Raw genomic sequence first — 26014 nt, forward strand, 5'->3', positions numbered from 1 at the left:
TCTGTGGCAATGGAATCCTCTGTGGCAATGCGATCCCCTGTGGCGAGGGGATTTATCCCCGTTGGGCTGCGAAGCAGACCCAAAACTTGAGAACCGGTTTCTATAGGTAAATCGCGTGTGCCCGGTTTACGACTGCTGCGCAGCCGAGCGGGGATAAATCCCCTCGCCACAGTCATCATCTCAGTCAAAACCGGGGGCTCCCTTCAATCGGGACCGCTTTGATGGTGGCGCGTGGGCCGGTGGACGGGAGTGGCACGCCCTGCGCCGCCGTCGGCAATTGCGGCGCCTGCATGTCCGGCATCGCCCAGCTGCGTTCCGGCTGTAACCGGCCCTGCGCGCGGCGCATGAAGTCGTAGCGGTTGAGGGTGATGCTGCGCCCCGCGTCGCTGTCGCGGATGATGTACGGGCGCAGAAACACCATCAGGTTGGTCTTGGTGGTCGCCCGGCGTTCGTTGCGAAACAGCGCGCCGATACCCGGAATCGTCGACAGCCACGGCACCGCGTCATTGCTCTGGCTGTAACCGTCCTGGAGCAAACCACCGAGGACCATGATCTGCCCATCGTCAAGCAGAATGCTGGTGTCGATTGCACGTTTGTTGGTGACGATGCCCGCCGAGGTCACGCTGTTGGACGCACGCTCATCAATGCTGCTGACTTCCTGATAGATATCCAGCTTGACCGTGCCGCCCTCGGAAATCTGCGGGCGCACATTGAGCTTCAGACCGACCTCTTCGCGGGTCACAGTCTGGAACGGATTGTTGCTGGTGCCCCCGCCGCCGGTGACGTAGCTGCCGCTGACAAACGGGATGGTCTGGCCGACAAAAATGCTCGCCGCTTCGTTGTCCAGCGTCAGTAAATTCGGCGTCGACAGCACGTTGGTGCCGCCCTTGCTCTTCAGCGCCCGAGCCAACACTTTCAAATCCAGAATCTTGCCGATGCCGGGGATGTCGACGGTGCCGTTGACGTAACCGAGGTTCAACCCTTGAGGCAGTACGTCTATGCTGGTTTTGCCATTGGTATTAAGACCCGAACCGCCGAGATTGGCACCGCCGATCACGCCTTTGCCGCCAAGATTGCCGGTCTGCCATTGCACGCCGAATTCGCTGGCATCGTCCTCGCCGACTTCGACGATCAGGCTTTCGATCACCACTTGCGCGCGGCGCTGATCGAGCAAGTCGATGACTTCACGCAAGTTGCGATACAGCGGCTCGGGCGCAGAGATCAGCAACGTGTTAGTGGTGGCGTCGGCCTGAATCGTCACACCGCCAGCGCTGAAGGCAACGTTCTGTTCGCTGCTCTGCGTGCCACCACTGCTGGCCGCGCCGCCATTGCCCTGCGCATAGCTGCCGCCGGTTCCGCCGCTGCCAGTCGTCGTTGAAGTGCCGGTGCTCGGCGTAGCGCTCTGGCCGTTCTGCCCGGCACTGCCGCCGGTGCTGCTGCCCATCGCGCTGAGCACCGAGCGCGCCGTGTCGCTGCTGCCGCTGTCACTCTCGCCGGTGAGCAAACCGCGCAACGCTTGCGCGAGTTTCGCTGCCTGGGCGTTGCGCAGATAAACCACATGCAGATTGCTCGGATTGCTCTGCGCGTTGTCGAGTTTGTAGATGAGGTTGCGCGCCAGCTCGGTGCGCTCGGGGCTGCCGGCGCGAATGATGATGGTGTTGGAACGCGGATCGCCGATCACGGCAATTTTCTGCGTCGGATCGTTGCCCGGCGCGTCGAGCAAGTCGGCGACCATCGGCGCGATGTCGGCGGCGATGCCGTTCTGGATCTGCACCACGTCAGTGTCGATGGCGCTCGGTGTGTCGATGCTTTCGATCAACTGCGCGACGCGGGTCAGGTTCTCGGCGTAATCGGTAATGACGATGGTGTTGTTGCCGGGATAAGCATTGATCGGATTGTTCGGCGAAACGATCGGGCGCAGCACCGGAATCAGGTTCACCGCGTTCTCGTATTGCAGACGAAACGTGCGCGTGAGCATGCCGTTGCCGGCCGGTTTGTCGGCGCTGTAGATCGGCCCGCCAAGCAGTTTTGCATCGGCCTCGGGAACGACCTGAGCGACGCCGCCCACATCAACCACGCTGAAACCTTGCATGCGCAGCGCCGCGAGCAGCATGTCGTAGGCCTGCCGCGCCGGCACCTGACCTTCCGACACCAGCGTCAGCGTGCCCTTGACCCGTGGATCGACGAGAAATTGCTGCCCGGTGGCCCGCGACAGTGCACGCACCACCGCTTGAATATCGGCGTCGACAAAATTCAGCGTCACCGGTTGCTCGCCCAGTGGATTGCTCGGCAACGCCACGCCCGAAGACGCTGCACCACCGCGACCACGCTGACTGATGTTGTGCAACTGCTTGGGCGCCGGTCGCGCCTGGGCCTGCGCCCGCTCGCGATCGGCCACCGCATCGCCGCTGCGCTGGGTGTTGGCCAACGGCCGACCGAGTTCACTGTCGACCAGCAGCGGCGGCTGATTCTGCGGCGCCGTGGTGCTGTTGCACGCGCTCAACGCCATCAGCAACAACGGCAGCGCCAGACGTGCCGGTTTGCAGCGTGACTCCTTCATGAAGCTTCCTTAGCGCCCTGCGCCTGATCCATGCGAACGGTGCCTGACAATGTGCCGGCGGTGACTTCGGTCGAGGCTTCGCCGGCGCGTTGCAGGCGCGCCTCGACCACGTGCAGAGAAAGTTGCGGCGGTGTGCTTAACAGCCAGTCGAGCACGGCATCGGCCGGTGCGGCATCGAAGGTCAGCTGCCACGCGCCGGCCTCCCCGGCCTGTAATTGATAGTGCCCAGTCAGACCGCTGGTCTGCAGCGTCTGCTCCAGCGATTGCGCCACGCTTTGCCCGTCCGGGCGCACGCTGACTTCTCGCAACAACACTTCCAGCGCTTCGGCCTGAGCGCGCAACTTGGGGGTTTCGGCTTGCCAATAAGCAATTTTCTTCAACGGCGGCTGAATCAGCGCGACCCACAGCAACAGGGCCACCAGCGCTACGGCCATGCCGCCGACCATGCGTTTTTCCCGCAGCGCCAGCGGTTGCCAGCGGGCCTGCAACTGAGCGTTGAGCCGTTGCCACTTGGCGCGGTACAGCGCCAGCGTCGCCCTATTCATCTTCTGCTCCGCTGCTGTCGTCGTTGTCGCTCGGGGTGGCTTCACTGGCCGGGCGCAACGTCCAGCCTGCTTCGTCTGCGGTGACGCTGATGCCGGCCTGCGCCAAGGTGCTTTGCCATGCCTGATCGTTACCGCCACGGCGCGCATCGCTGAGCAAACCGAGTTGCAACGTACCGTCGACAAACGCCAATCGCTCGACACTGCCGGCCATCGACGGTATGCCGCTGCCGGCCTGCAACACCAGACGGTTGAAGGTCTGCGCCGGATCATCCGCCGCGCCCTTCTGCCGCACGGCCAATTGCTGACGGGCCTGCTGCAACGGGTTGAGAATCACCGGCAACTCCGGAAACACCTGTTTCACCCGCAGGCTCATCCGGGCTTTCAATTGCTGACCCTGACTGGCTTCGCGGGCGGCGTACAGGTTCAAACCGATCACCCACACCGCCACGGCCAACGCTGACAAGCCGATCGCCCGGCCCCAGCCGCGATGTTCGGTCTGCTGCTGTTGAACGGCGCCATGCAGACCCCAACCGGGAAGCGGCCCGGTCCAGCGCTGCGCATCGAGCATCGGCAGTTCGGCGTCCATCGGCGGATGATCACCGATCCAGTGCAGCGTGGTGCCCGGTTCCCACACGACACCGGCGAGGCCGTCATCGAACAGCGGCTGCACTCGCGCCACTTGCACGCTGTCGCGCAGCAGCAAATGCCCGTCCTGCACGCACGCCACGCTGCCGGGCAGCACCGGCAAACTGTACGGCGCCGGGTAGAGACCGCGCAGCGTCAGCCCGGCCTGTTTGAGTAACTGAGCAAACCGCAGCAACTGCTGCCGAGGTGCCCAGGCAATCTGCACCTGCCCGGCCTCGTCGCGAGGGCTGTGTGCGATGTGCATCTCGCGGCTGTCGCCGAGCATCAAGGCCTGCGCCGCACACTGCACCGCCGCGACCATTTTGTTGGCCGGCAACGGCGGCACATCGAGACTCGCCAACAGGCTGTCAGCCGGGTGGAGAAAACACAGCAGCGGCGGCGATTTCGACCGTTGCCCCAACTCACCCAGACTGAGCCGTTCTTCGCGGCTGACCTGGCCCTGACGATCCAGCCAGGCGCAGTTCAACTCGCTGTTCAAATCGAGTTCCGCCAGCGGCGGTAATGCAACCTTCAACTGGGTCATACGCCCACCCGCGACCAAATCACTTGCGGCAACCGGTCCTGACTACGATGCAACAACGCCTCAAGCCTGACCCGACGCTGATCGCGCCGCGCCTCGCCACGCAGGCGAAACCAGTCACTGGTGATGCCGACTTTTACGCTGGTCAACTCCAGTTGCGGCATGCGCAAGCGGTTGACGAAATCGCCACGGTTGATAAACCAGCGCCCGGCATCGCGCTCATTGATCAAGGCCTGCGCACGTTCCAGCGACAGCCCCGGCACATAAGCGGCCAAGACAGGCGCGGTGGCGGTGTTGCCGTTGAGCCACGTCGTCGCAGGAATTACGGTCAGGTATGGCGCCAGTTTGGCCATCACCGCTTCGTTGACCCCGTCGACACTGCGCAGATCATCAATGCTGCGCAGCATTGGCAGCGTCGGTTTTTGCGGTTTGCGCGAAGCGTCCGGCGAGGTGATTCGGCCACTGTCAAAACCGGCTTTTGATGTCTCGGCAATCTGCGGATTCAGCAGTCGCGGGTAGGAAGCAATCACCCGTTGGCTGATGCGCTGGCTTAGCCCGGCGCTGACCCCGATCAATTCGCACAAACGCTGAAACGCCGCGACCTGCGCCTCGTCGACCCGCTCGTTGGCCACCAGATTGCGCAAGTTGAACTTGCCCTGCTCATCCTCCAGCCGCCCCTCGAAACCCTGCACGCTCAAACGCTGCGCCCATGGCTGATCGAGCCGAGTCAGCGGATCGCGCAGACGTGCGTCCCAGAGCAATTGGCGGCTGATCTCCAGCCCACTCTGCACCACCCAACGCCCCTGCACGCGCTGCTGATCCGCCTCCAGCGCACGGGTCGCCACACTCTGGCGCGTCAACATGCCCGCCGCGATCACCGCCACAACAGCCGCAATCAACAACGCGCTGATAATCGCCATGCCCCGTTGCTTCGCCCCATTGAGCGAACGCGTGTTCATCGCCAGCCTTACAGCTGCCAGGAACCGATATCGGCATTCACACCGTCGCCGTCAGGCTGACCGTCGGCACCGAGGGAAAAGATGTCGATCTCGCCATTGGCGCCAGGATTGAGGTATTGATAAGGACGGCCCCACGGGTCATTCGGCAAACGCTCAAGGTACGAACGCCAGTTGCTGTTCTTCGCATCCGCCGGCCGCTCCACCAGCACCTTCAGCCCCTGATTCATGCTCGGGTAAGTGCCGTGATCGAGGCGATACAACTTCAACGCCTGCATCAACCCACCAATGTCCTGCTTCGCCGCCGTCGCCCGCGCCTGATCCGGCCGGTCCAGCACTTTGGGCACCACCATCGCCGCCAAAATCCCCAGAATCACCACGACCACCATGATCTCGATCAGCGTAAACCCCTGCTGCCCGCGCGGCTTGCGCAGCGGTTGATGAAGCGGTGTGCACGGTGCGATATCCATCTCGACATTCCCTGGCTTGATTCGATTTCGACGCGCAGTGTTGCAAGAAGATATGTCAGGGATGTTGAAAATCCTCGGGTGTTTCCGTCGTCAAGCCGTCAAGGACGGGGGTTAGCGTCAGGGGTTGTTTCTTGCCTTGAGACTTTGATGCGCCCGCGTAATGGAGAAGCAGGATTCACCCTGATTGAAGTGCTGGTCGCACTGGCGATTATTGCCGTGGCGATGTCGGCGGCTGTGCGCGTGGCGGGGTTGATGACGCAGAGTAATGGGGTGTTGCGGGATCGCTCGATTGCGCTGATCGCGGCGCAAAGCCGCATGGCGGAGTTGCGGCTGGAGGGCAATTTGCCGAAAGGCATGAAAGCGGTCGAATGCGATCAAGGACGACTATCACTGCGTTGCGAACAGGTAATCGCCCCCGCAGAAAACGGACGGCTGCTCAAGATCGGCATCCAAGTATTCGACCGCAACCAGGACGCGCCGCCGTTGGCCAGACTGGAGACCCTGTTGTCACGGCCGGGAAGCCCCTCACCCTAGCTCTCTCCCGAGGGAGAGGGCTGGGGTGAGGGTAGCTTTTATCCCCTCCCAGAAGAAACATTTCCAAATACTGAGACAGGCCAGAAGCCATCATTGCCCTGACAATGCTATCGTCCCCTCCTTTTTCAAATTTCTGACAGATTATGAATAGCACCGAATCCTCAATCCGGGCGGCTGCTCCCGCGCCAGGCATCCCTGAATCAATGGATACCTGACATGCCCAACACATCGCAGAACGCGAGATTAAAAAAGTTGCTGGCTGTGAGCGAGGCCAGTGTTGAAAGCGCCGAATCCAAGACCGACCTATTGAACGTGATCCAAGAGTTCGCCTCGTACAATGGCCCGCTCGAATTCGATCGCACACGCGCATGGTGGTTTTTCGGCACTGGCCTGTTATTGATTGCAAGCACTGTGGCCCTCTACTGGTTTGAGAACACCTACAGCGTCGTTTATTTTTTTTACCGGCTGCAACTTGATCCCGACTTTTACGCCATGGTGCCTAGTTTGCTCGGCCTGGTGATTGTCGTTTGGAGTCTGGCATGGATGAAATCCAAATCTGGTCGCTTGCCTTCGCTCAGCAGCAGAATTGCTCAACTGTCGTCCTTCTTTCACAACGGTTTGATCTTCCTGGAAGAAGATTCGGACCGAACCCTCAACAGGCTGGATGCGCAATTTGGTGATTACAGCCGGGGCAACTACAGCCGCAAGTTGGTTGAATCGATTCAGGGTGTATTCACCGGCACGCTGCGCAAAGTCCCGTACACGTACCGCCAGTTGCACTACGTCAACAGACGCACGGTGCACACCACGGTGACCGACAAAGATGGAAACAAAAGAACGGAGACGCGCGTGGTGTACGACCACTACGACCGATACAGCCTGGTCATCGACTTTCCATGGGTGACCGGTATATCCGTCAGATCTGATGATCAGTCAGAGAACGACTATTCGTGGCCCATGGACACGGCTTCTCTGGATTTCAACAAAGCATTCCGGTTGACGGGCCAGAGCGAGATACTCTGTGCAAAATTCATCAAGCCTTCGACAGTGCTGCACTTGCTGAAGCTATTCGACATTCTCCATCGTCCCAACCTGGAGTTCTCCGACAACGGAAAACTCTGCCTCAGCTTTGCAAACAACGACCTGTTCACGTTCGGTACGGAGTATTCGCTGACTTCACCCAACGAGTTTTACGCAGAAATTGATGCCGGTATCGAACTGCCGCGCCTGATGTCTGTGCTCCAATGGAGCCACGAGCTCAGTGAGCTGCACGATGACAACTTCAGCTCCCTTCCCCCTGTAAACCGCCAAGAGAAATAAGCATGGACATTGCACTCATCCTCGTCGCTGTTATCGCTGTCGTCATCGTCATAGTGGGCTTCAGCATCTACAACGGCATCATCGGGGGCCACAATCGAGTACAACGCGCCTGGTCGGACGTTCTCGTTTACGAACGCCAGAAGACCAAAGTGCTCGACCAGCTTCAAAAGGTGCTTGGAGACTTTATGGTTTATGAAGCCAGTCTCCTGGAAAAAATCACCGGCCTGCGCAGCGCGATCAACGCCCTCCCCGCCGGCGCAAACGGCAATGCCCTCGCGACCGTTGAAACCGCCTCGCGGGAGCTGATGGGTGGCTTGCGCATCGCTTTCGAAGCCTACCCTGACCTCAAAGCATCAGAAGCGGCGAACAACATGATGCGTGAAATTGCCGAACAACAAGAGAACGTCGGCGCAGCCATCACCATCTACAACCGCAACGTCGAATTGTTCAACAACTCCATCGAAATGTTCCCAGGCTCGGTCGTCAATGGCCTGTTCAACAAGAAAACTCGCGTAACACCGTTCTCGGACACCGAAGCTTCGCAAGGTTTCTCTTACACACCGAATATCTGAACTGAGTCATGCGCCAAACCCATCACCCCCAAGGGTGATGGCTGACCACCTCTCTACTTAACCGAATCTATCGCTGATTTTACCAAGCTCGACGCTGAAAGCAGAAAAGGTGGGGATCCCAGCCTAGTCTACGACTCTGTAATCAGCACTAACCCCTGTGGGAGCGAGCCTGCTCGCGAAAGCGCCAGAACAAACACCCGATCAACCGACAGGTGTTCCCAGCCTTCGCATCAACCCGAAAATTCCCGATTATCCAACGCCCGATTCACCGCCAACTCTCCTAGCATGATCAACTGCGCAATCCCCAACAACGCCCGGCGCTGCGACGGGGGGCAACAGACTTGAAATGCCCTGAGCAAGAGTGTTGGGCGAAACGAGTGTTTCAATGGCATCAGCCGACAGGCCTTCGTTTTTTGCTATCCGCAGTCACCGCATACATCCCACGGGCTGTAACGCAACTTTCATTGCGCAATGACCGAACGCCGATTGCCCGTCGAATACCGATCATTTCCAGAGGCGGATATTGGCCAGAAGCAGTCTCCGCATGACAATGGTATTGTCCACTCCTTTCCCATACTTTTGACAGATATGAATAAATCCGAATTTTCAGTCCGGGCCACTGCTCGCGCACCTAGCGCCCCTGAATTACTAACTCTTCCATCTGAATCCGAATACCTCGGGCCTGCGGGAAACCTAGAACCAAGAAGCCATTCCTATTCTTGTGCGAGCTTTCTACCTTGCTCTCGTTGATGGATGTCTACATGCCCAACACTTCGCAGAACGCGAGATTAGATAAGTTGCTGACTGCGAGCGAAGCCAGTGTAGAAAGGGCTGAGTCCAACACCGACTTATTGAAGGTGATCCAAGAGTTCGCCTCGTACAATGGCCCGCTCGAATTCGATCGCACACACGCATGGTGGTTATTCGGCGCTAGCCTGTTATTGATCGCGAGCGCTGTGGCCCTTCATTGGGTTGGGAAGATCTATAGCGTCGCTCAGTTCTTTCACCGGTTGGAAATTAATCCCTACTCGTTCGGCATGAGCGCTGGTTTGCTTGGCATCGTGATTGCCGTTTGGAGTCTCAAATGGATGACATCCAAATCCGATCGGTTGCCTTCGCTCAGTAAGAGAATTGCTCGACGGTCATCCTGCTTCCACAACGAACTGACTTTCTTGAAAGAAGACTCGACCACGACCCTTAAGAAGCTGGACGAGGAATTTGGTGATTACCGCCGGGGCGACTACAGCCGCGAGCTGGTCGAGTCGATCCAGGGTGCATTTACCGGCACGTTGCGCAAGCTCCCTTACACGTACCGCCAGCTGCACTTTGTTAATCAACGAGAGATGCTTACCACGGTTACGGACGAAAAGGGCAATACCAAAACGGAAACTCGGGTCATCCATGACCACTACGACCGGTACAGTTTGGTCATCGACTTTCCCTGGGTCTCCGGAATATCTATCAGATCTGATTTCCAGACAGAAAATGACTATTCGCAGCCCATGGACACGGCTTCTCCCGATTTCAACAAAGCGTTCCGTTTAACCGGTCGCAACGAAATGCTCTGTGCGAAATTCATCAAGCCGTCGACGGTGCTCCATTTGCTGAAGCTATTCGACCTCCTCGATAGTCCGAACCTGGAGTTCTCCGACAGTGGAAAGCTCTGCCTCAGCTTCGAGAGCAGCGACCTGTTCGCGTACGGTGCTCAGTATTCGCTGTCTTCACCCAACTATTTTCACGCTGAAATTGCTGCCGGTATCGAGCTGCCGCGCCTGATGTCTGCGCTCCAATGGAGCCATGAACTCAGTGAACTGCACGATGACAACTTCAGCTCCCTTCCCCCTACAAACCGCCAAGAGAAGTAAGCCATGGACATTGCACTCATCCTTGCCGCTGTTAGCGCTGGCGCCATTATCATAGTGGGCTTCAGCGTCTATAACGGCATCATCGGGGGACACAACCGAGTACAACGTGCCTGGTCGGATGTCCTCGTTTACGAACGCCAGAAGACCAAAGTACTCGACCAGCTTCAAAAGGTACTTGGAGACTTCATGGTTTATGAAGCCAGCCTCCTCGAAAAAATCATCGGTCTGCGCAGCGCAATCAACGCCCTTCCTGCTGACGCGAACGGCGGTTCCCTCGCCACCGTTGAAACCGCCTCGCGGGAGCTGATGGGTGGCTTGCGCATCGCTTTCGAAGCCTACCCTGACCTCAAAGCATCAGAAGCGGCGAACAACATGATGCGTGAAATTGCCGAACAACAAGAGAACGTCGGCGCAGCCATCACCATCTACAACCGCAACGTCGAATTGTTCAACAACTCCATCGAAATGTTCCCAGGCTCGGTCGTCAATGGCCTGTTCAACAAGAAAACTCGCGTAACACCGTTCTCCGATACCGAAGCTTCGCAAGGTTTCTCTTACACACCGAATATCTGAACTGAGTCATGCGCCAAACCATCACCCCCAAGGGTGATGGCTGACCACCTCTCTACTTAATCGAATCCATCACTGATTTTGCCAAGCTCGACGCCGAAAGCAGAAAAGGTGGGGATCTCAGCCTAGTCTACGACTCTGTAATCAGCACAAACCCCTGTGGGAGCGAGCCTACTCGCGAAAGCGCCAGCCCAAAAGACAAATCAACCCGCTGGCGCCCCCGCACATCACATCACCCCGCCACCTCCAAATTATCCATCACCCGATTCACCGCCAGCTCCCCCAGCATGATCAGTTGAGCAACCCCCAACAACGCCCGCCGCTGCGGCGCTGGCAACAGACTGGAAATGTCCTGAGCAATCGTCTTCGCCGAAGCAAGCGTTTCACTGGCATCGGCCAGCAGTTCTTCGTTTTTGGTATCCGCAGTCACCGCATACATCCCACGGGCCTTACGCGGGGCAGGCAGGAGATTGGGTGGAGTCAGGTAATGATCGAGCGCACGGTCGGCGGCTTCGTGGAGTTTGTTTGAATCGAGGGATTCGTAAGGGGATGTGGGATCGGTTTCGGGTGGGTTGGGTGTTGGTTTGATCATGGTGACACTCCTTGATTATTGGAGCCGCCACGTTTCGCTGCGAAACGAAGAGAGGTGGCAGCTGTACGCAGGTTCGCAGACCGGGAATCAAGGCACCCGGCATACCCGAAGGTATCCCGCGCACAGCCGCCATAAAGCACCATTGCCCAAAATGGCAACGAACTGGAGCGCTGTGCGCCTTGATTGATCCGGGCTGCGAAACCCGATCGCTGATACGTCAGCGACCGCAACACGATAGAACCCACCCTCAAAGCGCACAAGCCGGCGGATTCTGGCGTAGCTGTAGGCAATGGCGCAAGGATGTGTAGCCTAGGAGAGTGTTTGGAGATGTCTTTTTAAACATTGGTGTTTATCAAGATCGTACTGCGCGCCCCTCCCCCTAAATGGATTCGTCTCCTGCCAGAGCATTTTGCTCGCGAGAGCAAGTCGCGTAGCCTGCCGGTCTCGCGCAAACAATATGCCCCCGCAAGGAAGCACAGGACTGCCCCATGAACACAACACAAGACTGGCTGGCTCGGCTATCACGCAAGCAAGGACAGCCTTCCACTTATGAGGACTATCGGCGCAACGAGGCGCTGGAGATACTCGCCCGCTTTGGAAACACCGGCACATGGGCAGACGTGAGCAATCACTCCAACGGTTTCGTACGGGAAGTCGCTGTGCGAGAACTGTGCAGGCAGCCTTCCGCTGAAGCGTTAACCGTGTTGATCGAACGTCTGAACGATTGGGTGCCTCAGGTTCGCGACTTGGCAGCCCAAGGACTGAACCACTACCTGTCACCTGCTCATACCCAGGCATGGTTGTCCGCGCTTGGACCCTTGATGGCATTGGCTGCGCAACGCAGGGTCGACCACGGCCAAACTCTGTCGACAATACGCGCCATGTTGCAATCCGTGGATTGCCGGGATGAGGTGTACGCCGACTTTTTAAATCGCCAGAGCAAAGCCGCGCGTTACCTGTTTACGCTTTTGCTGGAAAGTGCCGAGGTTCCAGAAGCGCTGATACGCAACGCTCTGGCTCATCGCGAGTCGACGGTACGGTTGATGGCGGTGTCGGCGAGTCTGACGTTGCCGGCGACCCAGAGTCTGCCGTTGCTCCTTGAAGCCATGTCGAGGCCCGGTGCCAAGATCCGCGTACGCGTGCTTTATGCGCTGCTACCGCTGCTCTCAGATCCAAAACCTGTACTGCGCGAAGCATTGATAGATGCTTCACCGGCAGTACGCAATCTGGCGCTTTGGGCTGCGCCTCGTAACGATGTTGATGCTCATGCAGTCCTGACCGAGCGTTTACGTCAGCCTTTGCCCACATCAAAACAAAGTTGGCTGGGCGTGCTCGGGCTCGCCACAGAACTGGCTGTCGATCTGCCAGAGCGATGGCATACACCCGCGCTGCGCTCGACCTATGTGACGGTGCGACGGGCAGCAACACGCTTGCTTCGCGATGATCAACTGCCTGAGCTGTTCGAAGCGCTCGATGATCCATCGGAGAAAGTATTTGCGGTGGCGATTGCGCAACTGGACAAAGTATTGTGGCCTTTATTGCGCATCGGATTGATGACCAAACTCAATAGAGACTGGCATGAGTTAACGTTAAAGCGACGCCGCGCCATTTTTGGCCTGGTCCCGACATGGCAACAACTTGGCTACCTGTTGGAGCGCCTCGACACCGGGCACGCCGGACAAACTTATTGGCTCGGCCAAATCGATGCGTGGTGTGACAGGCAGTATCTCGTTGTCGATCCGGTAACTCCCAAGACCGATCGCGCAGCATGGCAAGAAAAGCTTCGTGAATTAACGGCAAACGGACAGATCCGCTGGGGTACGCGTTTGTCGTGACTCGGTTCAACAGGCCGATCGCAGCCATCGGCAGCGCCTAAACGGATAACTTCGTTCACGTGGCCGCGCAGGTGCCGTCGCCATTGCTGCCAGCAAGCCCCCAAAGGTTCAACGTCGTACGTAATATCTGTGATCAACATAAAACCCTGTGGGAGCGAGCCTGCTCGCGAAAGCGCCAAAACCAACACCAAATCAGCCCCTGGCGCCCCGAGCACCTAGATCACCCCGCCACCTCCAAATTATCCAGAACCCGACTCACCGCCAACTCCCCCAGCATGATCAGTTGAGCAACCCCCAACAACGCCCGCCGCTGCGGCGCCGGCAACAGACTGGAAATGTCCTGAGCAATCGTCTTCGCCGAAGCAAGCGTTTCACTCGCATCAGCCAGCAGTTCTTCATTCTTGGTATCCGCCGTTACCGCATACATTCCACGGGCCTTACGTGGCGGGGGCAGGAGATTGGGTGGCGAGAGGTAATGATCGAGCGCACGGTCAGCGGCTTCGTGGAGCTTGTTTGAATCGAGGGATTCGTAGGGAGACGTGGGATCGGTTTCGGGCGGGTTGGGTGTTGGTTTGATCATGAGTGAATCTCCAAATCATAGAAAAGGAGCCATCATCTTTTCGCTACCAAACGAAGGGGTGGTGGCCATACGAAGGTTGGTAGACCGGTGACTTGGAGAACCGGCGCGCCCGAAGACGCCCTGCGCATGGCCACCATAAAGACGCAGCGCCAAGAAGGACTGAATCGGGTGACGCTATGCGCCAAGTCTAAGCCGGGCTACCAAACCCGATCGCTGATTCGTCAGCGACCCGACCACAATAGAACCCACCCCCAAGGCGCACAAGCCGGCGGATTCTGGCGTAGCTGTAGGCAAAGGCGCAAGGATATGTAGCCTTGGAGCGTGACTGGAGATGTCTTTTTAAACATTGGCGTTTATCGAAATCCTGACTGCGTCTCGGATCCCACGGCAGATCCGTCCCCTTGCCTCAACAGACGTAAGCGTCCGGCGAACACATCCTCCTGAAGCTGATGCCATCGCTTCCATTGAACCGAGACAGCAGTGGTGATGCGGATTCTGTTTTCTATAATGACTGACCGGCCATGTTTAGGGTGCTTGAAATGCCAGCCTCCGCTGATCAAAACTCCACTGTCGTTTTATGCGCAGCTTCCAATAACGACCTGGAAGATCTGGTGGCCATCAGGATTGAGGCCATGCGCGAGAGCCTTGAACGGCTTGGACGATTTGACCCGGATCGTGCACGCGAACGATTTCTTGCTGGGTTCGACGCTAACAGCACACGCCGCATAGAAGTATCAGGTGATCTGGTCGGTTTTGTCGTAATCAAAGACCACCAGAGCGAGCTTCTGCTTGACCACTTGTATGTGATACCCAGTGCTCAAGGAGCAGGAATCGGCTCTGAAGTTCTTACTCGGATTTTCAGAGAGGCTGATGAGATCGGGCGTCCCATCAAGGTTGGAGCTCTCAAAGAAAGCGCCTCAAATCGTTTTTACACTCGCCATGGCTTTGTGTTCGTCGAAAGCGCTGAATTCGATAACTATTATGTTCGGGCTAACGGTAATGCCGTTGATTTGGGCGACTAGGCAAATGTTGATACGGTGCCCCGTCAGCGGTTGCACCGTTAGATGGGCAACCATCTGTGCGGCGATAGGTCGGTAATTTCATTCGCCCGCTGAACATTCAAAAGGGCCGGATCTATTGTTCAAAAATAAATCCGGCCGTTTTCCCAACGCCCCCAAGATCTCAGCTGCCAAACCAAATCTTGCGACCAACACACAATCTTGTGGGAGCGAGCCTGCTCGCGAAAGCACCAGCCCTAAGGGCAAATCACCTATCTGGCGCCCCCGGACATCTACCTCACCCCGCCACCTCCAAATTATCCATCACCCGATTCACCGCCAGCTCCCCCAGCATGATCAACTGCGCAACCCCCAACAACGCACGCCGCTGCTGTGCCGGCAGCAAACTGGAAATGTCCTGAGCAATCGTCTTCGCCGAAGCAAGCGTTTCACTGGCGTCGGCCAGCAGTTCTTCATTCTTGGTATCCGCCGTCACCGCATACATCCCACGCGCCTTGCGCGACGGAGGCAGGAGGTTGTTTGGCGACAGGTAATGATCGAGCGCGCGGTCGGCGGCTTCGTGGAGCTTGTTGGAATCGAGGGATTCGTAGGGAGACGTGGGATCGGTTTCGGGTGGATTAGGTGTTGGTTTGATCATGGTGAAGCTCCTTGATTACTGGAGCCGCCACGTTTCGCTGCGAAACGAAGAGAGGTGGCAGCTGTACGCAGGTTCGCAGACCGGGAATCAAGGAACCCGGCATACCCGAAGGTATCCCGCGCACAGCCGCCATAAAGCAACATTGCCAAAAATGGCAACGAACTGGAGCGCTGTGCGCCTTGATTGATCCGGGCTGCGAAACCCGATCGCTGATTCGTCAGCGACCGCACCACAATAGAACCCGCCCCCCTAGGCGCACAAGCCGGCGGATTCTGGCGTAGCTGTAGGCAAAGGCGCAAGGATATGTAGCCTCGGAGCGTGACTGGAGATGTCTTTTTAAACATTGATGTTTATCGAGCCCGCGAATGCGTTCCCCTGTCCTGCAGCATTTAATCGCGGGGGTCTGGGCGATTATTTAAAAAGTGGAGTTATGCCGTCAGGGCGAAAGCATCGGAGCGAATTTATTCAAAGCGAAGTGATGTAAATAACCAGGCACACATGGCATCATAAGGCCACTATTCATACACTGAGACTGAAGATGGAACTGATAAGTCAAGAAAAGATAATGCAGGTCCTTGATTGGGCCTACGAGAGGTCTGTCAATGGGTTCTCCGGTCTTGATTCCGCCGAGGAGCTCGCAGCCAGCTACGCCAAAGAAGAAAGCTCTGCTTACGATCAAGCTAACTCCCTGATTCGCTGGCAGAACACCAAATCGGCCACTTCAGGCTTCATTACCGGCCTGGGTGGATTGATTACGCTGCCCGTAGCGTTGCCCGCCAACATCACAAGTGTGCTTTTCGTACAAATTCGTATGATCGCCGCCATCGCCCACCTAGGTGGCTACGACGTGAAGGATGACAAGGTCAAGACTCTCGTTTTCGCCTGTCTCACAGCCAACTCCGCCAAAGAAGTGCTGAAAGACATAGGTATTGCCGTCGGCAACAAACTTGCGATGAACGCCGTGAAGTCCATTTCCGGTAAGACTTTGATAGAGATAAACAAAAAGGTCGGCTTCAAGCTGTTCACCAAGTTTGGTGAAAAAGGCGTGATCAATCTTGGCAAAGCTGTGCCGCTGCTGGGAGGCCTGATTGGTGGAAGTTTCGATGCCTACACGACCAACACCGTCGGTAATGTAGCGCGCGACACATTTACACCAAAAGAAGTGGCTGCTGCATAACGGGCCGTTTTAGCGGTAGCTGCATTTCCCCGTGTTCATGCAAATGCAGAGGCAATAGCAGCAAGCGCGACAGAGGGGTCGGATGTATTTTTAGAAAATAAATCCGCCCCTTTGTCTTTCCAAAGGTTTCCAGCGCCGTACACACCATCAGCAATCAGCATACCCCCCGTGGAAGCGAGCCTGCTCGCGAAAGCGCCAGAATAAACACCTGATCAATCACCAGGTGATCCCGACACCCGCGTCAACCCGGTAATTCCAAATTATCTAGCGCCCGATTCACCGCCAGCTCCCCCAGCATGATCAGTTGAGCAACCCCCAACAATGCCCGCCGCTGCGGCGCCGGCAGCAAACTGGAAATGTCCTGAGCAATCGTCTTCGCCGAAGCAAGCGTTTCACTTGCATCGGCCAGCAGTTCTTCATTCTTGGTATCCGCCGTCACCGCATACATCCCCCGCGCCTTACGCGGCGGAGGCAGGAGATTGTTTGGCGACAGGTAATGATCGAGCGCGCGATCGGCGGCTTCGTGGAGTTTGTTGGAATCGAGGGATTCGTAGGGAGACGTGGGGTCGGTTTCGGGCGGGTTGGGCGTTGGTTTGATCATGGTGAAGCTCCTTGATTGTTGGAGCCGCCACCGTTCGCGGTCAAACAAACAGGGTGGCAGCTGTACGCGGGTTGACCGACCGGACATCAAGGAATCCGGCACACCCGAAGGTGTCCCACGCACAGCCACCGCAACATGATTTCAGACAATGCCTGAACAGGTGCAGAACGCTGGCGCGCCTTGATATTGGGCGGACGGTCAAATCCGATCGCTGATTCGTCAGCGACCGCACCACAATAGAACCCACCCCCAAGGCGCACAAGCCGGCGGATTCTGGCGTAGCTGTAGGCAAAGGCGCAAGGATATGTAGCCTGAGAGCGTGACTGGAGATGTTTTTTAAACGTTTGTGTTTATGAGGCGCAATTGCGCCACGTCTGGCGGGACAGATATGCCCCGTATCGGCCTGTCAAGCTGACTTTTACCCTTGAGAACGGCAGCTTTCGGCCAAGAGGAGCCGGTCGGACACGCCTACTTTCGTACTACTACACGATTGAGGTAGTGACAGTCAGTTTCCCGATTTAAGATGTCAATGATCTCGTCTATAGTTGGTTTTTTTTGCAAGCCAACTTTAAAACTAGCGCCATTAGTATAAAAAAGATCCGCATGATCGAGTGGATGCTTGTGGCCATCCGTTCTAACTGGATCATGGTCAAAGCGTAGATATCCGTCCTCTGCATCAAGCAAGCTAGCTAATACGGGCCAAAACTCAGCTGAGGCTCCTCCTTGATCTTCAAAATGCTCAGCCAGTGCCCACTCATTCACCAAGCCTTCGTTTTTCAGAAGCGAAGCAACCAATGTGATTTCAGAGGATAGCTCGCTGTCGACTTCAATGCCTGATGAAGTTCTAACGGTCAGTAAGTCGTCTACAGCCTCTATTCTGAAGGGAAAAGCAATCGAGAATGTTTTTGAGTCACTTAAATAGAAAAGCCTGCTCATTCTCGAATTGTGAACATGGATTTCCGCAGCAACAAACTTCTCTGCGGGTGGAGCGTAGTTGATAATAAGCTTCACCGCATCCATCCAGACTTTAAGAATGTCGAACCTGCTGCGAATGGCTTTTTTGAAAACCTCCGCCTGATATTGGTCAATCTTAAAAATGTTAACGGACATTTAGGGCTATTCCGAGGTAATCTTTTTAGCTAACTTGTGGATATCAGCTTTCGATGCGTCTGCGTCCAGCAACGATTTTAGCGCGATCAAAAAGCGGCCGTGACGAGACTCTGGCACTCCAAGTTCAAAGAGAGCATCAAACACAAGATCATCAAAAGACTTGAGCCTACCATGCCATTTAACTGAGGCTCTGATTTGTTCTTGCTCTCGCAGTGGCGGAGGTGTAACTCTTAAGATCCCATCTTGCGCTATTTTTTGAAGTCCGTATTGGACTTTATCAAGAGTTTGATTCATAGCTCCGTTAGGTATCAAAAAGTATGTCTTTAGAAAGGACCTAGTTATCGCCATGTAGAGCGCGTTTCTGTGATTGAATGACTCCGAGAGATGGGATGTTACACAAATAACAAACGGAAACTCTAAACCCTTAACGTGATTGGTATTGCTTAAAAACAGTTCGCCATCTCTACTAGGGCTTCCCGACTCGTAAGCTTTATTAACAGGCCAGCCAATTTCTCTGGGTATCATCTGAGCCAAAACATCAGACATCTCATAGATTGACTTGCCTTTGTCAATCATAATGATTCCGACGTCATTTGCAGTGACATTCGAATAGTCTCTTTTTATAGCCTTGAGGCACTCGATTATTTGCAAGCAACTTTGCTGGCGATACTCACCATTCAACCGGATAAGCTCAACACTACGGCTTTCCTGAGATATATCCTCAAACCTGCTGATAGGTTCCCGCTTTAGAATTAGCTCACCTGTGAATGGATCAGTAGATGTCTGGTATCCACATGCATCTAAATCGTCGTGGTCGAGCCAGTTTAGTTTTCTATCTTCAAAGTACCCCATCGCCAGAGCCTGAGCAAACATCAGCGTTGTCGGTGCTGTTCTATAGCACTTGCTTAAAGTAAATTCCGCCTTTGCGCCCGCATCTTTTCGCTCGTCAAAAATACTTTGGAAAATATCGCCAGCAATAAACAAGGAGTTTTTTGTAGCGATTTCACACAGCTCAAAAAAACTTTCTGGGAAATCTTGGCTTTCATCAATCAGCATGTAATCAAACACATGCACGCCATTTGAACCACCCTTAGCTTTCAAAGCCTCCAATGACAGAGAACATGCTCTGTCAAAGTCCATCAATCGAGACCACGGGTGGCAGGGAATATCGAATGCACTACAAATAGCAGCATAGGCTCCAGAAAAAGGTTGCCCTGAGGAGCCCCAAGCGTGGACACATAGTAATCTTTCATTCCATTCAATCTGTTGCTCAACCTTCATGAAGTTAAAAAACTTAGGAATTCTTGCACGAAGATTGGCTGCTAAAATTTTATTGTGACAGGTCATTGCAATTTTAGAGGTGTCATCGGAGACGTATAGCTCCTTCAGCTTATGAAGCAATAGTTCTGTTTTGCCCGTGCCGGAAAGGCCTTGTATTCTAACTTCTTTTTGCTTCAGATCTTGATACACGAAACGAGTCTGGTCCCCGTCAAAAAGCAAAATATTTCGCTTAATACGATCCAAATCATTTTCAGGAACATCTATTCCGACTCGGTCAATATCATTGATACTCCCGGTGGCTAATGACACGAGCAACTCTGACAGTCGCTGCTCTTCCGGGTTATTCAGTGCAGATGCTTCCAGATACTCCGCAATAGTAAAGCTGTCCGCATCTGATTGTTGAAAAGTGAGCAATTCTTGCCAGCGCTTAGGTCTGCCTATTTTTTCCTTGTAGTTGAATTTCGTTGAGATATAACCTATATCCTCGACGAAATCGTCTGCATAATCAGCTAAGGTGCCTTCACTTTCGTTATAGCTAACGAATGCAATCTTTCGCTTTGGTATTAAGATAGCAAAGCATCTATCTGAATCGTAGTTTCCTTTGACCTCTATAAGCGGCTTGTCAATAACATAACATTGAACATAGTTTTGGGCGCACCAATCAGCGAGCTGATGCAAAAAGCCTTCGACTTCCGGGCTCGTTTCAATGCTGCTAAAAATATAACTGCTCATATCGCTCTCTGCTTAGAACTGGTTGAGGTGGCTGTCTACGCTCGCGGTCACGACTGCCCTAGCTACGTACTATCCGATGATGGCTCAACGGGTTAAGCACGGCAAGGTTTCAACAAGCAGCAATGCCGTTGAATGCGGAATTATTGCCGCCGTGGACTCCAGTTTTTTGAGTCTTCTCTCCGCCTATTGCGCTAAGGCGACTTACGGGGCCAATGCGGTAAGTCTGAACCGCTTAAGCGTCTTTTAAAGAAAATCGATCATGTAAAATTTGTGTGTGGGCCGCCGTAACCGAACGTCCGCTTCTGGCCGATAGCGGACAAACACAATTGTTGGTTTTTAGGTAAAAGCAAACGCCAAGACCGCGGTATTCTCCCTTTTTCCCATTCTACAATTCGGGCCTCACTAACCTAGGCAAAACCACCCCCTCCCCCAACCTCTCCACCCCCAACCTCACCCTCTCCCCACCCCGCTCAATCACCACCCCATCCCCCTCAACCCCCACCAACTTCACCCCAACCCCAACCTTCTCCCCCACCAAAAAACTCCTCGGCGCGCCATCATTCAAACTCAGTATTGCCACCGTCCCACTCCCGCCTGCGATCACTCCACTCACCTTGATGTCCACCGGCGCAGTCTCATTGGAAAACCACCGCAACGCCGGGCTATCGCTTCTCGCCGCGAGCACTTGCGGGGCAGCTGCGGGTGTGTGCGATTCCGCCGTGGTCAGCAGCAACGACGACCATGTCGCGACGCCCACCAGGGCGGCGAGCAGGGCCAGGGCCTGGACGGTTTGCGCTGGGGTAATTCGTGCGGTGAATTTCATGGGTTGTCGCTCCTTGTTGTCCCTGCTGCCAGCCTACGCGGCAATTCTCTCCGTTTTATTTCACATGCCTTACATGTTCGCCGGGCACGATGGGGTGGGACGCCAAGGAGCGCGTGGGTGATGAGCAGGCAGCAGGGTTTTACGTTGATCGAGTTGATGGTGGTGCTGGTGATCATCGGGATTGCCAGTGCGGCGATCAGTTTGAGTATCAGGCCCGATCCGTTGCAGTTGTTGCGCAAGGATGCCGAGCGGGTTGCGCAGTTGTTGCAGGTGGCGCAGGCCGAGGCTCGCGCGGATGGGCGGCCGATTGTGTGGGTGACGGATGCCAAGGGGTTTCGGTTTGGGCGGCGTGGGGATGATGGCGTGGGGTTTGAGTCGTTCAAGGAGGATGCGCAGTTGCGCCCGCGTGCGTGGCAGAGCCCGAAGGTCGAGGTGCGTGTGGAGCCCCGGCAGACGGTGGTGGTGAATGCCGAGTGGATCAATCCGCCGTTGCGGCTGATTTTGTCGGATGGGGCCAATCGGCTGAGTGTGCTGCGCGATGTCAGTGGGCGGATCAGTATTCAATGAAGACTCAGCAAGGGTTCACTCTGATTGAGGTGATGGTCGCGATTTTGCTGATGGCGGTGGTGAGTCTGATTGCCTGGCGCGGGCTGGACAGTGTGACGCGGGCGGACAGTCATTTGCAGGCCAGCAGTGAGCAGAGCGATGGGTTGTTGCGGGTGTTGAATCAGTTGCAGCGGGATGTGGACATGCGCGCGGGGGTGGAGTTGAGCGAGCCGCGCAAGGTCGGGGCTGAGGAGGAGGCGCCGACTCCGCCGCCAGCGGTGACGGTGCGCAGCAGTGATAGCAAGGGGTTTCGGCTGGACATTATTCGTAGCGCGGCGGATCAGCCGGGGGCGTTGCAGCGGGTACGGTGGTGGGTCAAGGGGGATACGTTGTATCGGGCGGTGGCTGAGGCGCGCAGTCGCTATCCGTTGCCGGCGCCTGGGAATGGGGTGGCGGTGTTGAATGAGGTGAGTGATGTGCAGGTTCGGGTTTGGGAGGTGGATAAGGGGTGGCGGCAGTTGAGTGGCAATCGGCGGGAGGATCCGTTGGGGTTGGAGATTAGTTTGAGTCGGCAGACGGCGCAGGGGGTTGAGCGGTATCGGCAGGTGATTGGGTTGTTGCAATAGCCGGGATCACCGCGGCTTTTTTGTAGGAGTGAGCCTGCTCGTGATTGCGGTGGGTCAGTCAGCATTGTTGTTACTGGTAGACCGCTTTCGCGAGCAAGCTCGCTCCCACAATTGGGTTGGGGGCGGTCAGTTGCGGGTTGGGTGGCTGTTAGACCGTCATCGCTGGCAAGCCAGCTCCCACAGGGATCGAGTGAGACCGGAAGATATTGGTCAGATGGGCAACCGCTTTCGCGAGCAGGCTCGCTCCCACAATTGAATTGGGGGCAGTCAGTTGCAGGTTGGTTGGCTGTTAGGCCGTCATCGCTGGCAAGCCAGCTCCCACAGGGTTCGAGTGCGACCGGAAGATATTGGTCAGTTGGGCAACCGCTTTCGCGAGCAGGCTCGCTCCCACAGTGGATCTGTGTGTGGCAGGCAGTTAGCTGAGGACGACCACGCCGCCGGGCAGTTCGGTGCATTTGACGCCGTAGGCATCGCGGATTAGCAATGCGACGCCGGCCAGTTGGTCGAGGCTGAAGCGGGCCTGAACGCGACGTTGACCGAGGTCGCGGTTGAGCAGTAGCAACATGCCGGGGCGGTAGCGGTTGATTTCGTCGATCATCTGGCTGAGGGTTGCGCCGTTGAAGACCAGCACCTGCTGGCGCCAGTTCATCACGGCGGCGGTGTCGACGCTTTGCACGTTGCCGACTTGCCGTGCGTCATAGGTGACTTGCTGGCCCGCTTCGAGGCGCAGGTTGCGGCCTTCGATGTCGACTTCGACTGTGCCATCGAGGCAGGTCACGCAGACTTGTCGATCCGTGTTGCGCAGGTTGAAACGCGCCTGACTGGCCCGCAACCACCCTGCTCCGGCCTGCATCGCCAGCGGCAGGCGTGCGGTTTGCACTTCGACTTCGCCGCTGACCAGTTCAAAACCCTGCACGCCGTTATCGACGGTGCGCTGATTGATGCGGGTCTGGGTGTTCAGTTCCAGGCTGAGACCTTGCGCTAGCTCAACCCGTCGCTGCTGTCCGACTTCGGTGATGTAATCGGCGCCCAATCCTTCGAACCCGCCGGGAATCGTGCCGCGCACCAGCAAGAATGCGGCGGACGCGGCAATGGCGCCGCCGAGAAATGCCCGTCGACCGAAGGTGCGTCGGCCCTGCACGGCTTCGGCGGCCGGTTGCAGCCGATGCCACAACAGCTTGGTCTCTTCGAACGCCCGGACATGTTCGGCGCTCTGCTCGCACCATTGGCGCAACGCGCGGGCGTCGGCCACGGTGGCGCGTCCTGAGGTCAGGAGGATCAGCCAGTCGCGGGCTTCGCTTTGTAGAGGCTCGCTGGCCGAAGGCTCGGCGGGTTTCAGTCGAAAGATGTTCAAACGCGCAGATTCTCAACGGATTAATCGGGTCACTATTCGCTAGACGGTTTTCCGGCCCCGCGACCGAACCGCTGAAACACTTTTCTTTCCAGTTTGGCGGCGCAGAAGCCCAGCGCGGCTTTGATTTCCTTCTCGACCATGCGCGTGGAAATGCCGAATCGCTGGGAAATTTCCAGGTGCGGCGCCTCCTCCAGCCGCGCGGCAATAAAGATCCGCCGACGCCGTGCGGGCAGTTCGTACAAGGCGCTGAGCAAGGCTTGCATCTCTTTTTGCCCGCCGACCACCCGCGCCGGGTCGAGGGCTTCGTCGCCCAGTTGCAGCAGTTCCTCGACTTCAGTGCCGGTGAGCAGGCGCGCGTCGGCCTGACGGCGGTCGGCGGCGATGTTCAGGGCCATGCGATACAGGTAGGCGTTGGGCTTGAGCAGGTTCGGCGGGGTCTCCATGCGATCGACCCGCAGCCAGGTTTCGTGCAGCACGTCGTTGGCCAGGTCCTCGGAACCGAGACGGCGGCGCAGGCGCACGCGAAAATCCTCGTAGGAGCTGAGGAACAGCTGGCCCATCGAACTTTGTCCGGCATCTTTCATCCCCCGGAAACTCCTTCCCATCTGGTGCATTCCATGCGTTTCCCTGCCGATTCCGGTAACAACAGCAATGTGACCGGCTGGCGCAAGGCGCTGGGCGTCGGCCGGTCGATTGTGAGCGTGCGAAAACTTTCCACCAGCGCGTTGTCGCGCCGTACATCACCGGTCGAAGTGACCAGCCGGTTGTGCTGCACCACGCCGTCGCGCCCGACCCACACCTGCAGCACCGCGCGATAGCTGCCCGGGCGGGTCAGCGGCGAACGACACAGGTTGCGCTCGATCGCCGCTTGCACCGCCGTGGCGTAGCTACGGTTTAACGCAGCACTGGCCGGCGATGGCTTGTCGGCGGACACCGGCACGTCCTCGACCTCGGCCACTTGCAAGGTGAACGCGTCGGCACGGGCATAGCGCGCCATCAGCCCACTGCCGCCGAGCAAACGGCGCAAGGCCTCGGCGGCGGTGTACTCGCCATCCACCGCCAACGATCGCCGCCCGCGACTCAACTGGCTGTCGACCAGCACCGCAACGCCGGTGGCGCGGCTGTATTGATCCAGTGCCGGCGCCAGGTCCTGCGCCGGTATGTGCAAGGTCATGCGCAGGTCTGCCGGCGACGGCTCAGCACCCGCTTCGCCGGCGAGCAAGCCAAGCAGCAGCCCCAGACAAACGTGCGTCGCTGAACGCTGAAGACTGTCCCTCGAACTGCCTCGCTGCACGGCTGACGTACCCCTGAAAAGCGTCATCCTGAGGGCTGTTTATGAATCTGGTGTGACGGCCGGTGCAAAAAAACCATCACGGGATTTGCCAAGGGATTGCACTAGACTCAAGCCATAGCGCGGCCCTTCCGGGCCGGCCAGGAGGCGAGCATGAAAACACTGTGGAAAATCACCCTGGGCGGGCTGTTGCTGGCGGCGCTGTCGAGTGCCTGGGCCGAGCAGCCATTGGGTTGTGTCGAGGTGACAGTCGGCGGCTACAAAGCGCCGAATTACGATTGCCTGAGCCAGCAGATGGGCAACAACCCCGACGGCGCGGCGGCGGCGCAGAAGAACCAGGAGGCGTTGAATATGCCAGTAAGCAAGCGCCCGCCCAATCAGGTCGGCCTGGCGACTCCGGCGGCGACGAGTACGCGGATGGGCAACACGTTTGGCACATCGGTCAAACCGCAACGCCCACCGAACTGAAGGACACACCTTGTGGCGAGGGAGCTTGCTCCCGCTCGGCTGCGCAGCAGTCGCAAAACCTCAGCATGCGGTATGTCAATTCAAACCGGCACGGCAGATGTAGGGGCGCTGCGCACCCCAGCGGGAGCAAGCTCCCTCGCCACAGGTTTTCGCACTGATCAGTCACTCGGGGTCTGGCGAAAACTCACCGCCAGGCGGTTCCAGCTGTTGATAGCGCTGACCGCAACGGTCAGGTCGACCAACTCGCCTTCGTTGAATTGCTCGCGCGCCTGCTGATAGACGTCATCGGGCACGCGGCTCTGCGATAACAGTGTCACCGCCTCGGCCCAGGCCAGCGCGGCACGCTCGCGAGGGTTGAAAAAGTTGCTGTCGTGCCACACCGCTAGCGCATACAAACGCCGTTCACTCTCCCCGGCTCGCCGCGCATCCACCGAGTGCATGTCAGCGCAGAACGCACAGCCATTGAGCTGTGACGCTCGGATACGGATCAGTTGCAGCAGCGGTTGTTCGATGCTCAGGCTGGCGGTCAGCGCCTCCATGGCGAGCATCGCTTTCATTGCCTTGGGCGAAGCGCTGTAATAATCCAGACGCGGGGACATGGGCGGGTCTCGGGGGCAAGAATGATGAGTTCACGGTAAGCGCCGTGGTGACCGTGTTACAGCCCCAATTTCGCGAATTATGGACACACCGCCGAGAACGGATTCACCGAATTTCCATGTAGGAGTGAGCCTGCTCGCGATAGCGGTGTGTCATTCAACATTGATGTGGCTGATCCACCGCTATCG

Annotated in this window: 27 protein-coding genes and 1 pseudogene; 11 read left to right on the top strand and 17 right to left on the bottom strand. The window is 57.0% G+C overall.

Annotated features, from left to right (window positions below; translation table 11 throughout):
* Positions 1-184: 184 nt before the first annotated feature.
* From gspD to gspG, 5 genes are read right to left on the bottom strand one after another with little or no spacing between them, the layout of a single operon-like run.
* Positions 185-2560 (bottom strand): type II secretion system secretin GspD, encoded by a 2376-nt coding sequence (gene gspD / locus HU765_RS10025; protein WP_186620090.1) that lies wholly within the window; start codon positions 2558-2560, stop codon positions 185-187.
* Complete coding sequence (gene gspM, locus HU765_RS10030; RefSeq protein ID WP_186620094.1) at positions 2557-3105, bottom strand: type II secretion system protein GspM; 549 nt, start codon at positions 3103-3105, stop codon at positions 2557-2559. Before gspM ends, gspD begins: the two co-directional genes overlap by 4 nt.
* Entirely contained in the window at positions 3098-4273 is a 1176-nt protein-coding gene (gspL, locus tag HU765_RS10035) for a type II secretion system protein GspL (protein ID WP_186620095.1), read from the bottom strand. The genes gspM and gspL overlap by 8 nt, the downstream gene beginning before the upstream one ends.
* On the bottom strand, positions 4270-5229 hold the full coding sequence (gspK, locus tag HU765_RS10040) for a type II secretion system minor pseudopilin GspK (protein ID WP_186620100.1): 960 nt from the start codon (positions 5227-5229) through the stop codon (positions 4270-4272). Before gspK ends, gspL begins: the two co-directional genes overlap by 4 nt.
* A gap of 8 nt (positions 5230-5237) precedes the next feature.
* The gene (gene gspG, locus HU765_RS10045; protein WP_186620105.1) at positions 5238-5696 is read right to left on the bottom strand and encodes a type II secretion system major pseudopilin GspG; all 459 of its coding nucleotides are present in this window, start codon (positions 5694-5696) and stop codon (positions 5238-5240) included.
* A gap of 147 nt (positions 5697-5843) precedes the next feature.
* Here gspG and gspI point away from each other — a divergent pair, with 147 nt between their 5' ends.
* The 3 genes from gspI to HU765_RS10060 all read left to right on the top strand — a co-directional run bounded on the left by gspI (position 5844) and on the right by HU765_RS10060 (position 8122).
* A complete protein-coding gene (gene gspI / locus HU765_RS10050) occupies positions 5844-6230 on the top strand; it encodes a type II secretion system minor pseudopilin GspI (RefSeq protein WP_186620110.1) in 387 nt (128 codons plus the stop codon).
* A 216-nt stretch (positions 6231-6446) separates the two neighbouring features.
* On the top strand, positions 6447-7550 hold the full coding sequence (locus HU765_RS10055) for a hypothetical protein (RefSeq protein WP_186620113.1): 1104 nt from the start codon (positions 6447-6449) through the stop codon (positions 7548-7550).
* 2 nt (positions 7551-7552) lie between these two features.
* Positions 7553-8122, top strand: a complete 570-nt coding sequence (locus HU765_RS10060; RefSeq protein WP_159245424.1) for a LemA family protein — start codon at positions 7553-7555, stop codon at positions 8120-8122.
* Between the two features lie 230 nt (positions 8123-8352).
* Here the strand turns inward: HU765_RS10060 and HU765_RS26780 are convergent.
* Positions 8353-8567 (bottom strand): annotated as a pseudogene (locus HU765_RS26780) (hypothetical protein); the annotation flags it as partial.
* 316 nt (positions 8568-8883) lie between these two features.
* Between HU765_RS26780 and HU765_RS10065 the strand changes: the two are divergent.
* Complete coding sequence (locus HU765_RS10065; protein WP_186620115.1) at positions 8884-9987, top strand: hypothetical protein; 1104 nt, start codon at positions 8884-8886, stop codon at positions 9985-9987.
* A 3-nt stretch (positions 9988-9990) separates the two neighbouring features.
* Positions 9991-10560 carry a LemA family protein gene (locus tag HU765_RS10070; RefSeq protein WP_186620120.1) on the top strand — a complete coding sequence of 190 codons (570 nt, stop codon included), beginning with the start codon at positions 9991-9993 and terminating at the stop codon, positions 10558-10560.
* Positions 10561-10789: 229 nt separating this feature from the next.
* On the opposite strand, the gene HU765_RS10075 is transcribed toward HU765_RS10070, so the two are convergent.
* Positions 10790-11149 carry a DUF6124 family protein gene (locus HU765_RS10075; RefSeq protein WP_186620121.1) on the bottom strand — a complete coding sequence of 120 codons (360 nt, stop codon included), beginning with the start codon at positions 11147-11149 and terminating at the stop codon, positions 10790-10792.
* Positions 11150-11637: 488 nt separating this feature from the next.
* Here HU765_RS10075 and HU765_RS10080 point away from each other — a divergent pair, with 488 nt between their 5' ends.
* Entirely contained in the window at positions 11638-12984 is a 1347-nt protein-coding gene (locus HU765_RS10080) for a PBS lyase (RefSeq protein ID WP_186620122.1), read from the top strand.
* 220 nt (positions 12985-13204) lie between these two features.
* Here HU765_RS10080 and HU765_RS10085 read toward each other — a convergent pair whose 3' ends face one another.
* The gene (locus HU765_RS10085; RefSeq protein ID WP_186620124.1) at positions 13205-13564 is read right to left on the bottom strand and encodes a DUF6124 family protein; all 360 of its coding nucleotides are present in this window, start codon (positions 13562-13564) and stop codon (positions 13205-13207) included.
* Positions 13565-14103: 539 nt separating this feature from the next.
* On the opposite strand from HU765_RS10085, the gene HU765_RS10090 reads away from it, so the two are divergent.
* On the top strand, positions 14104-14586 hold the full coding sequence (locus HU765_RS10090; protein WP_186620134.1) for a GNAT family N-acetyltransferase: 483 nt from the start codon (positions 14104-14106) through the stop codon (positions 14584-14586).
* Between the two features lie 274 nt (positions 14587-14860).
* Here the strand turns inward: HU765_RS10090 and HU765_RS10095 are convergent, their stop codons facing one another.
* Entirely contained in the window at positions 14861-15220 is a 360-nt protein-coding gene (locus tag HU765_RS10095) for a DUF6124 family protein (RefSeq protein ID WP_186620135.1), read from the bottom strand.
* Positions 15221-15758: 538 nt separating this feature from the next.
* Here HU765_RS10095 and HU765_RS10100 point away from each other — a divergent pair.
* Positions 15759-16397, top strand: coding sequence for an EcsC family protein (locus HU765_RS10100; RefSeq protein ID WP_186620144.1), 639 nt, complete (start codon positions 15759-15761; stop codon positions 16395-16397).
* Between the two features lie 241 nt (positions 16398-16638).
* Here the strand turns inward: HU765_RS10100 and HU765_RS10105 are convergent, their stop codons facing one another.
* The 4 genes from HU765_RS10105 to HU765_RS10120 all read right to left on the bottom strand — a co-directional run bounded on the left by HU765_RS10105 (position 16639) and on the right by HU765_RS10120 (position 20944).
* Positions 16639-16998 carry a DUF6124 family protein gene (locus HU765_RS10105; protein WP_065616219.1) on the bottom strand — a complete coding sequence of 120 codons (360 nt, stop codon included), beginning with the start codon at positions 16996-16998 and terminating at the stop codon, positions 16639-16641.
* A gap of 468 nt (positions 16999-17466) precedes the next feature.
* The gene (locus HU765_RS10110; RefSeq protein WP_186620146.1) at positions 17467-18108 is read right to left on the bottom strand and encodes a hypothetical protein; all 642 of its coding nucleotides are present in this window, start codon (positions 18106-18108) and stop codon (positions 17467-17469) included.
* Between the two features lie 6 nt (positions 18109-18114).
* Complete coding sequence (locus HU765_RS10115) at positions 18115-20121, bottom strand: ATP-binding domain-containing protein (RefSeq protein WP_186620148.1); 2007 nt, start codon at positions 20119-20121, stop codon at positions 18115-18117.
* 385 nt (positions 20122-20506) lie between these two features.
* Positions 20507-20944, bottom strand: coding sequence for a type II secretion system protein N (locus HU765_RS10120; RefSeq protein WP_186620150.1), 438 nt, complete (start codon positions 20942-20944; stop codon positions 20507-20509).
* 120 nt (positions 20945-21064) lie between these two features.
* On the opposite strand from HU765_RS10120, the gene HU765_RS10125 reads away from it, so the two are divergent.
* Complete coding sequence (locus tag HU765_RS10125) at positions 21065-21511, top strand: GspH/FimT family pseudopilin (RefSeq protein WP_186620159.1); 447 nt, start codon at positions 21065-21067, stop codon at positions 21509-21511.
* Complete coding sequence (locus HU765_RS10130) at positions 21508-22116, top strand: prepilin-type N-terminal cleavage/methylation domain-containing protein (protein ID WP_186620161.1); 609 nt, start codon at positions 21508-21510, stop codon at positions 22114-22116. Before HU765_RS10125 ends, HU765_RS10130 begins: the two co-directional genes overlap by 4 nt.
* Positions 22117-22531: 415 nt before the next feature.
* Here the strand turns inward: HU765_RS10130 and HU765_RS10135 are convergent, their stop codons facing one another.
* The 3 genes from HU765_RS10135 to HU765_RS10145 are packed head-to-tail and all read right to left on the bottom strand — an operon-like array spanning position 22532 to position 24791.
* Positions 22532-23470, bottom strand: coding sequence for a FecR domain-containing protein (locus HU765_RS10135; RefSeq protein ID WP_186620163.1), 939 nt, complete (start codon positions 23468-23470; stop codon positions 22532-22534).
* A gap of 32 nt (positions 23471-23502) precedes the next feature.
* Positions 23503-24054, bottom strand: coding sequence for an RNA polymerase sigma factor (locus HU765_RS10140; RefSeq protein WP_186620165.1), 552 nt, complete (start codon positions 24052-24054; stop codon positions 23503-23505).
* Positions 24051-24791 carry a secretin and TonB N-terminal domain-containing protein gene (locus HU765_RS10145; RefSeq protein ID WP_186620167.1) on the bottom strand — a complete coding sequence of 247 codons (741 nt, stop codon included), beginning with the start codon at positions 24789-24791 and terminating at the stop codon, positions 24051-24053. Before HU765_RS10145 ends, HU765_RS10140 begins: the two co-directional genes overlap by 4 nt.
* Before the next feature lie 123 nt (positions 24792-24914).
* Here HU765_RS10145 and HU765_RS10150 point away from each other — a divergent pair, with 123 nt between their 5' ends.
* A complete protein-coding gene (locus HU765_RS10150) occupies positions 24915-25229 on the top strand; it encodes a hypothetical protein (protein ID WP_186620169.1) in 315 nt (104 codons plus the stop codon).
* Positions 25230-25387: 158 nt separating this feature from the next.
* Here the strand turns inward: HU765_RS10150 and HU765_RS10155 are convergent, their stop codons facing one another.
* The gene (locus HU765_RS10155) at positions 25388-25828 is read right to left on the bottom strand and encodes a carboxymuconolactone decarboxylase family protein (RefSeq protein ID WP_186551686.1); all 441 of its coding nucleotides are present in this window, start codon (positions 25826-25828) and stop codon (positions 25388-25390) included.
* Positions 25829-26014 lie beyond the last annotated feature (186 nt).

The sequence above is a fragment of the Pseudomonas sp. SWRI81 genome (assembly GCF_014268545.1).
GTDB lineage: Bacteria > Pseudomonadota > Gammaproteobacteria > Pseudomonadales > Pseudomonadaceae > Aquipseudomonas > Aquipseudomonas hamedanensis.

Excerpts from the sequence above, each read along its gene's own strand:
- gspD (WP_186620090.1), bottom strand. The coding sequence starts at position 2,560 with ATGAAGGAGTCACGCTGCAAACCGGCACGTCTGGCGCTGCCGTTGTTG.
- gspM (WP_186620094.1), bottom strand. The coding sequence starts at position 3,105 with ATGAATAGGGCGACGCTGGCGCTGTACCGCGCCAAGTGGCAACGGCTC.
- gspL (WP_186620095.1), bottom strand. The coding sequence starts at position 4,273 with ATGACCCAGTTGAAGGTTGCATTACCGCCGCTGGCGGAACTCGATTTG.
- gspK (WP_186620100.1), bottom strand. The coding sequence starts at position 5,229 with ATGAACACGCGTTCGCTCAATGGGGCGAAGCAACGGGGCATGGCGATT.
- gspG (WP_186620105.1), bottom strand. The coding sequence starts at position 5,696 with ATGGATATCGCACCGTGCACACCGCTTCATCAACCGCTGCGCAAGCCG.
- gspI (WP_186620110.1), top strand. The coding sequence starts at position 5,844 with ATGCGCCCGCGTAATGGAGAAGCAGGATTCACCCTGATTGAAGTGCTG.
- HU765_RS10055 (WP_186620113.1), top strand. The coding sequence starts at position 6,447 with ATGCCCAACACATCGCAGAACGCGAGATTAAAAAAGTTGCTGGCTGTG.
- HU765_RS10060 (WP_159245424.1), top strand. The coding sequence starts at position 7,553 with ATGGACATTGCACTCATCCTCGTCGCTGTTATCGCTGTCGTCATCGTC.
- HU765_RS10065 (WP_186620115.1), top strand. The coding sequence starts at position 8,884 with ATGCCCAACACTTCGCAGAACGCGAGATTAGATAAGTTGCTGACTGCG.
- HU765_RS10070 (WP_186620120.1), top strand. The coding sequence starts at position 9,991 with ATGGACATTGCACTCATCCTTGCCGCTGTTAGCGCTGGCGCCATTATC.
- HU765_RS10075 (WP_186620121.1), bottom strand. The coding sequence starts at position 11,149 with ATGATCAAACCAACACCCAACCCACCCGAAACCGATCCCACATCCCCT.
- HU765_RS10080 (WP_186620122.1), top strand. The coding sequence starts at position 11,638 with ATGAACACAACACAAGACTGGCTGGCTCGGCTATCACGCAAGCAAGGA.
- HU765_RS10085 (WP_186620124.1), bottom strand. The coding sequence starts at position 13,564 with ATGATCAAACCAACACCCAACCCGCCCGAAACCGATCCCACGTCTCCC.
- HU765_RS10090 (WP_186620134.1), top strand. The coding sequence starts at position 14,104 with ATGCCAGCCTCCGCTGATCAAAACTCCACTGTCGTTTTATGCGCAGCT.
- HU765_RS10095 (WP_186620135.1), bottom strand. The coding sequence starts at position 15,220 with ATGATCAAACCAACACCTAATCCACCCGAAACCGATCCCACGTCTCCC.
- HU765_RS10100 (WP_186620144.1), top strand. The coding sequence starts at position 15,759 with ATGGAACTGATAAGTCAAGAAAAGATAATGCAGGTCCTTGATTGGGCC.
- HU765_RS10105 (WP_065616219.1), bottom strand. The coding sequence starts at position 16,998 with ATGATCAAACCAACGCCCAACCCGCCCGAAACCGACCCCACGTCTCCC.
- HU765_RS10110 (WP_186620146.1), bottom strand. The coding sequence starts at position 18,108 with ATGTCCGTTAACATTTTTAAGATTGACCAATATCAGGCGGAGGTTTTC.
- HU765_RS10115 (WP_186620148.1), bottom strand. The coding sequence starts at position 20,121 with ATGAGCAGTTATATTTTTAGCAGCATTGAAACGAGCCCGGAAGTCGAA.
- HU765_RS10120 (WP_186620150.1), bottom strand. The coding sequence starts at position 20,944 with ATGAAATTCACCGCACGAATTACCCCAGCGCAAACCGTCCAGGCCCTG.
- HU765_RS10125 (WP_186620159.1), top strand. The coding sequence starts at position 21,065 with ATGAGCAGGCAGCAGGGTTTTACGTTGATCGAGTTGATGGTGGTGCTG.
- HU765_RS10130 (WP_186620161.1), top strand. The coding sequence starts at position 21,508 with ATGAAGACTCAGCAAGGGTTCACTCTGATTGAGGTGATGGTCGCGATT.
- HU765_RS10140 (WP_186620165.1), bottom strand. The coding sequence starts at position 24,054 with ATGAAAGATGCCGGACAAAGTTCGATGGGCCAGCTGTTCCTCAGCTCC.
- HU765_RS10145 (WP_186620167.1), bottom strand. The coding sequence starts at position 24,791 with ATGACGCTTTTCAGGGGTACGTCAGCCGTGCAGCGAGGCAGTTCGAGG.
- HU765_RS10150 (WP_186620169.1), top strand. The coding sequence starts at position 24,915 with ATGAAAACACTGTGGAAAATCACCCTGGGCGGGCTGTTGCTGGCGGCG.
- HU765_RS10155 (WP_186551686.1), bottom strand. The coding sequence starts at position 25,828 with ATGTCCCCGCGTCTGGATTATTACAGCGCTTCGCCCAAGGCAATGAAA.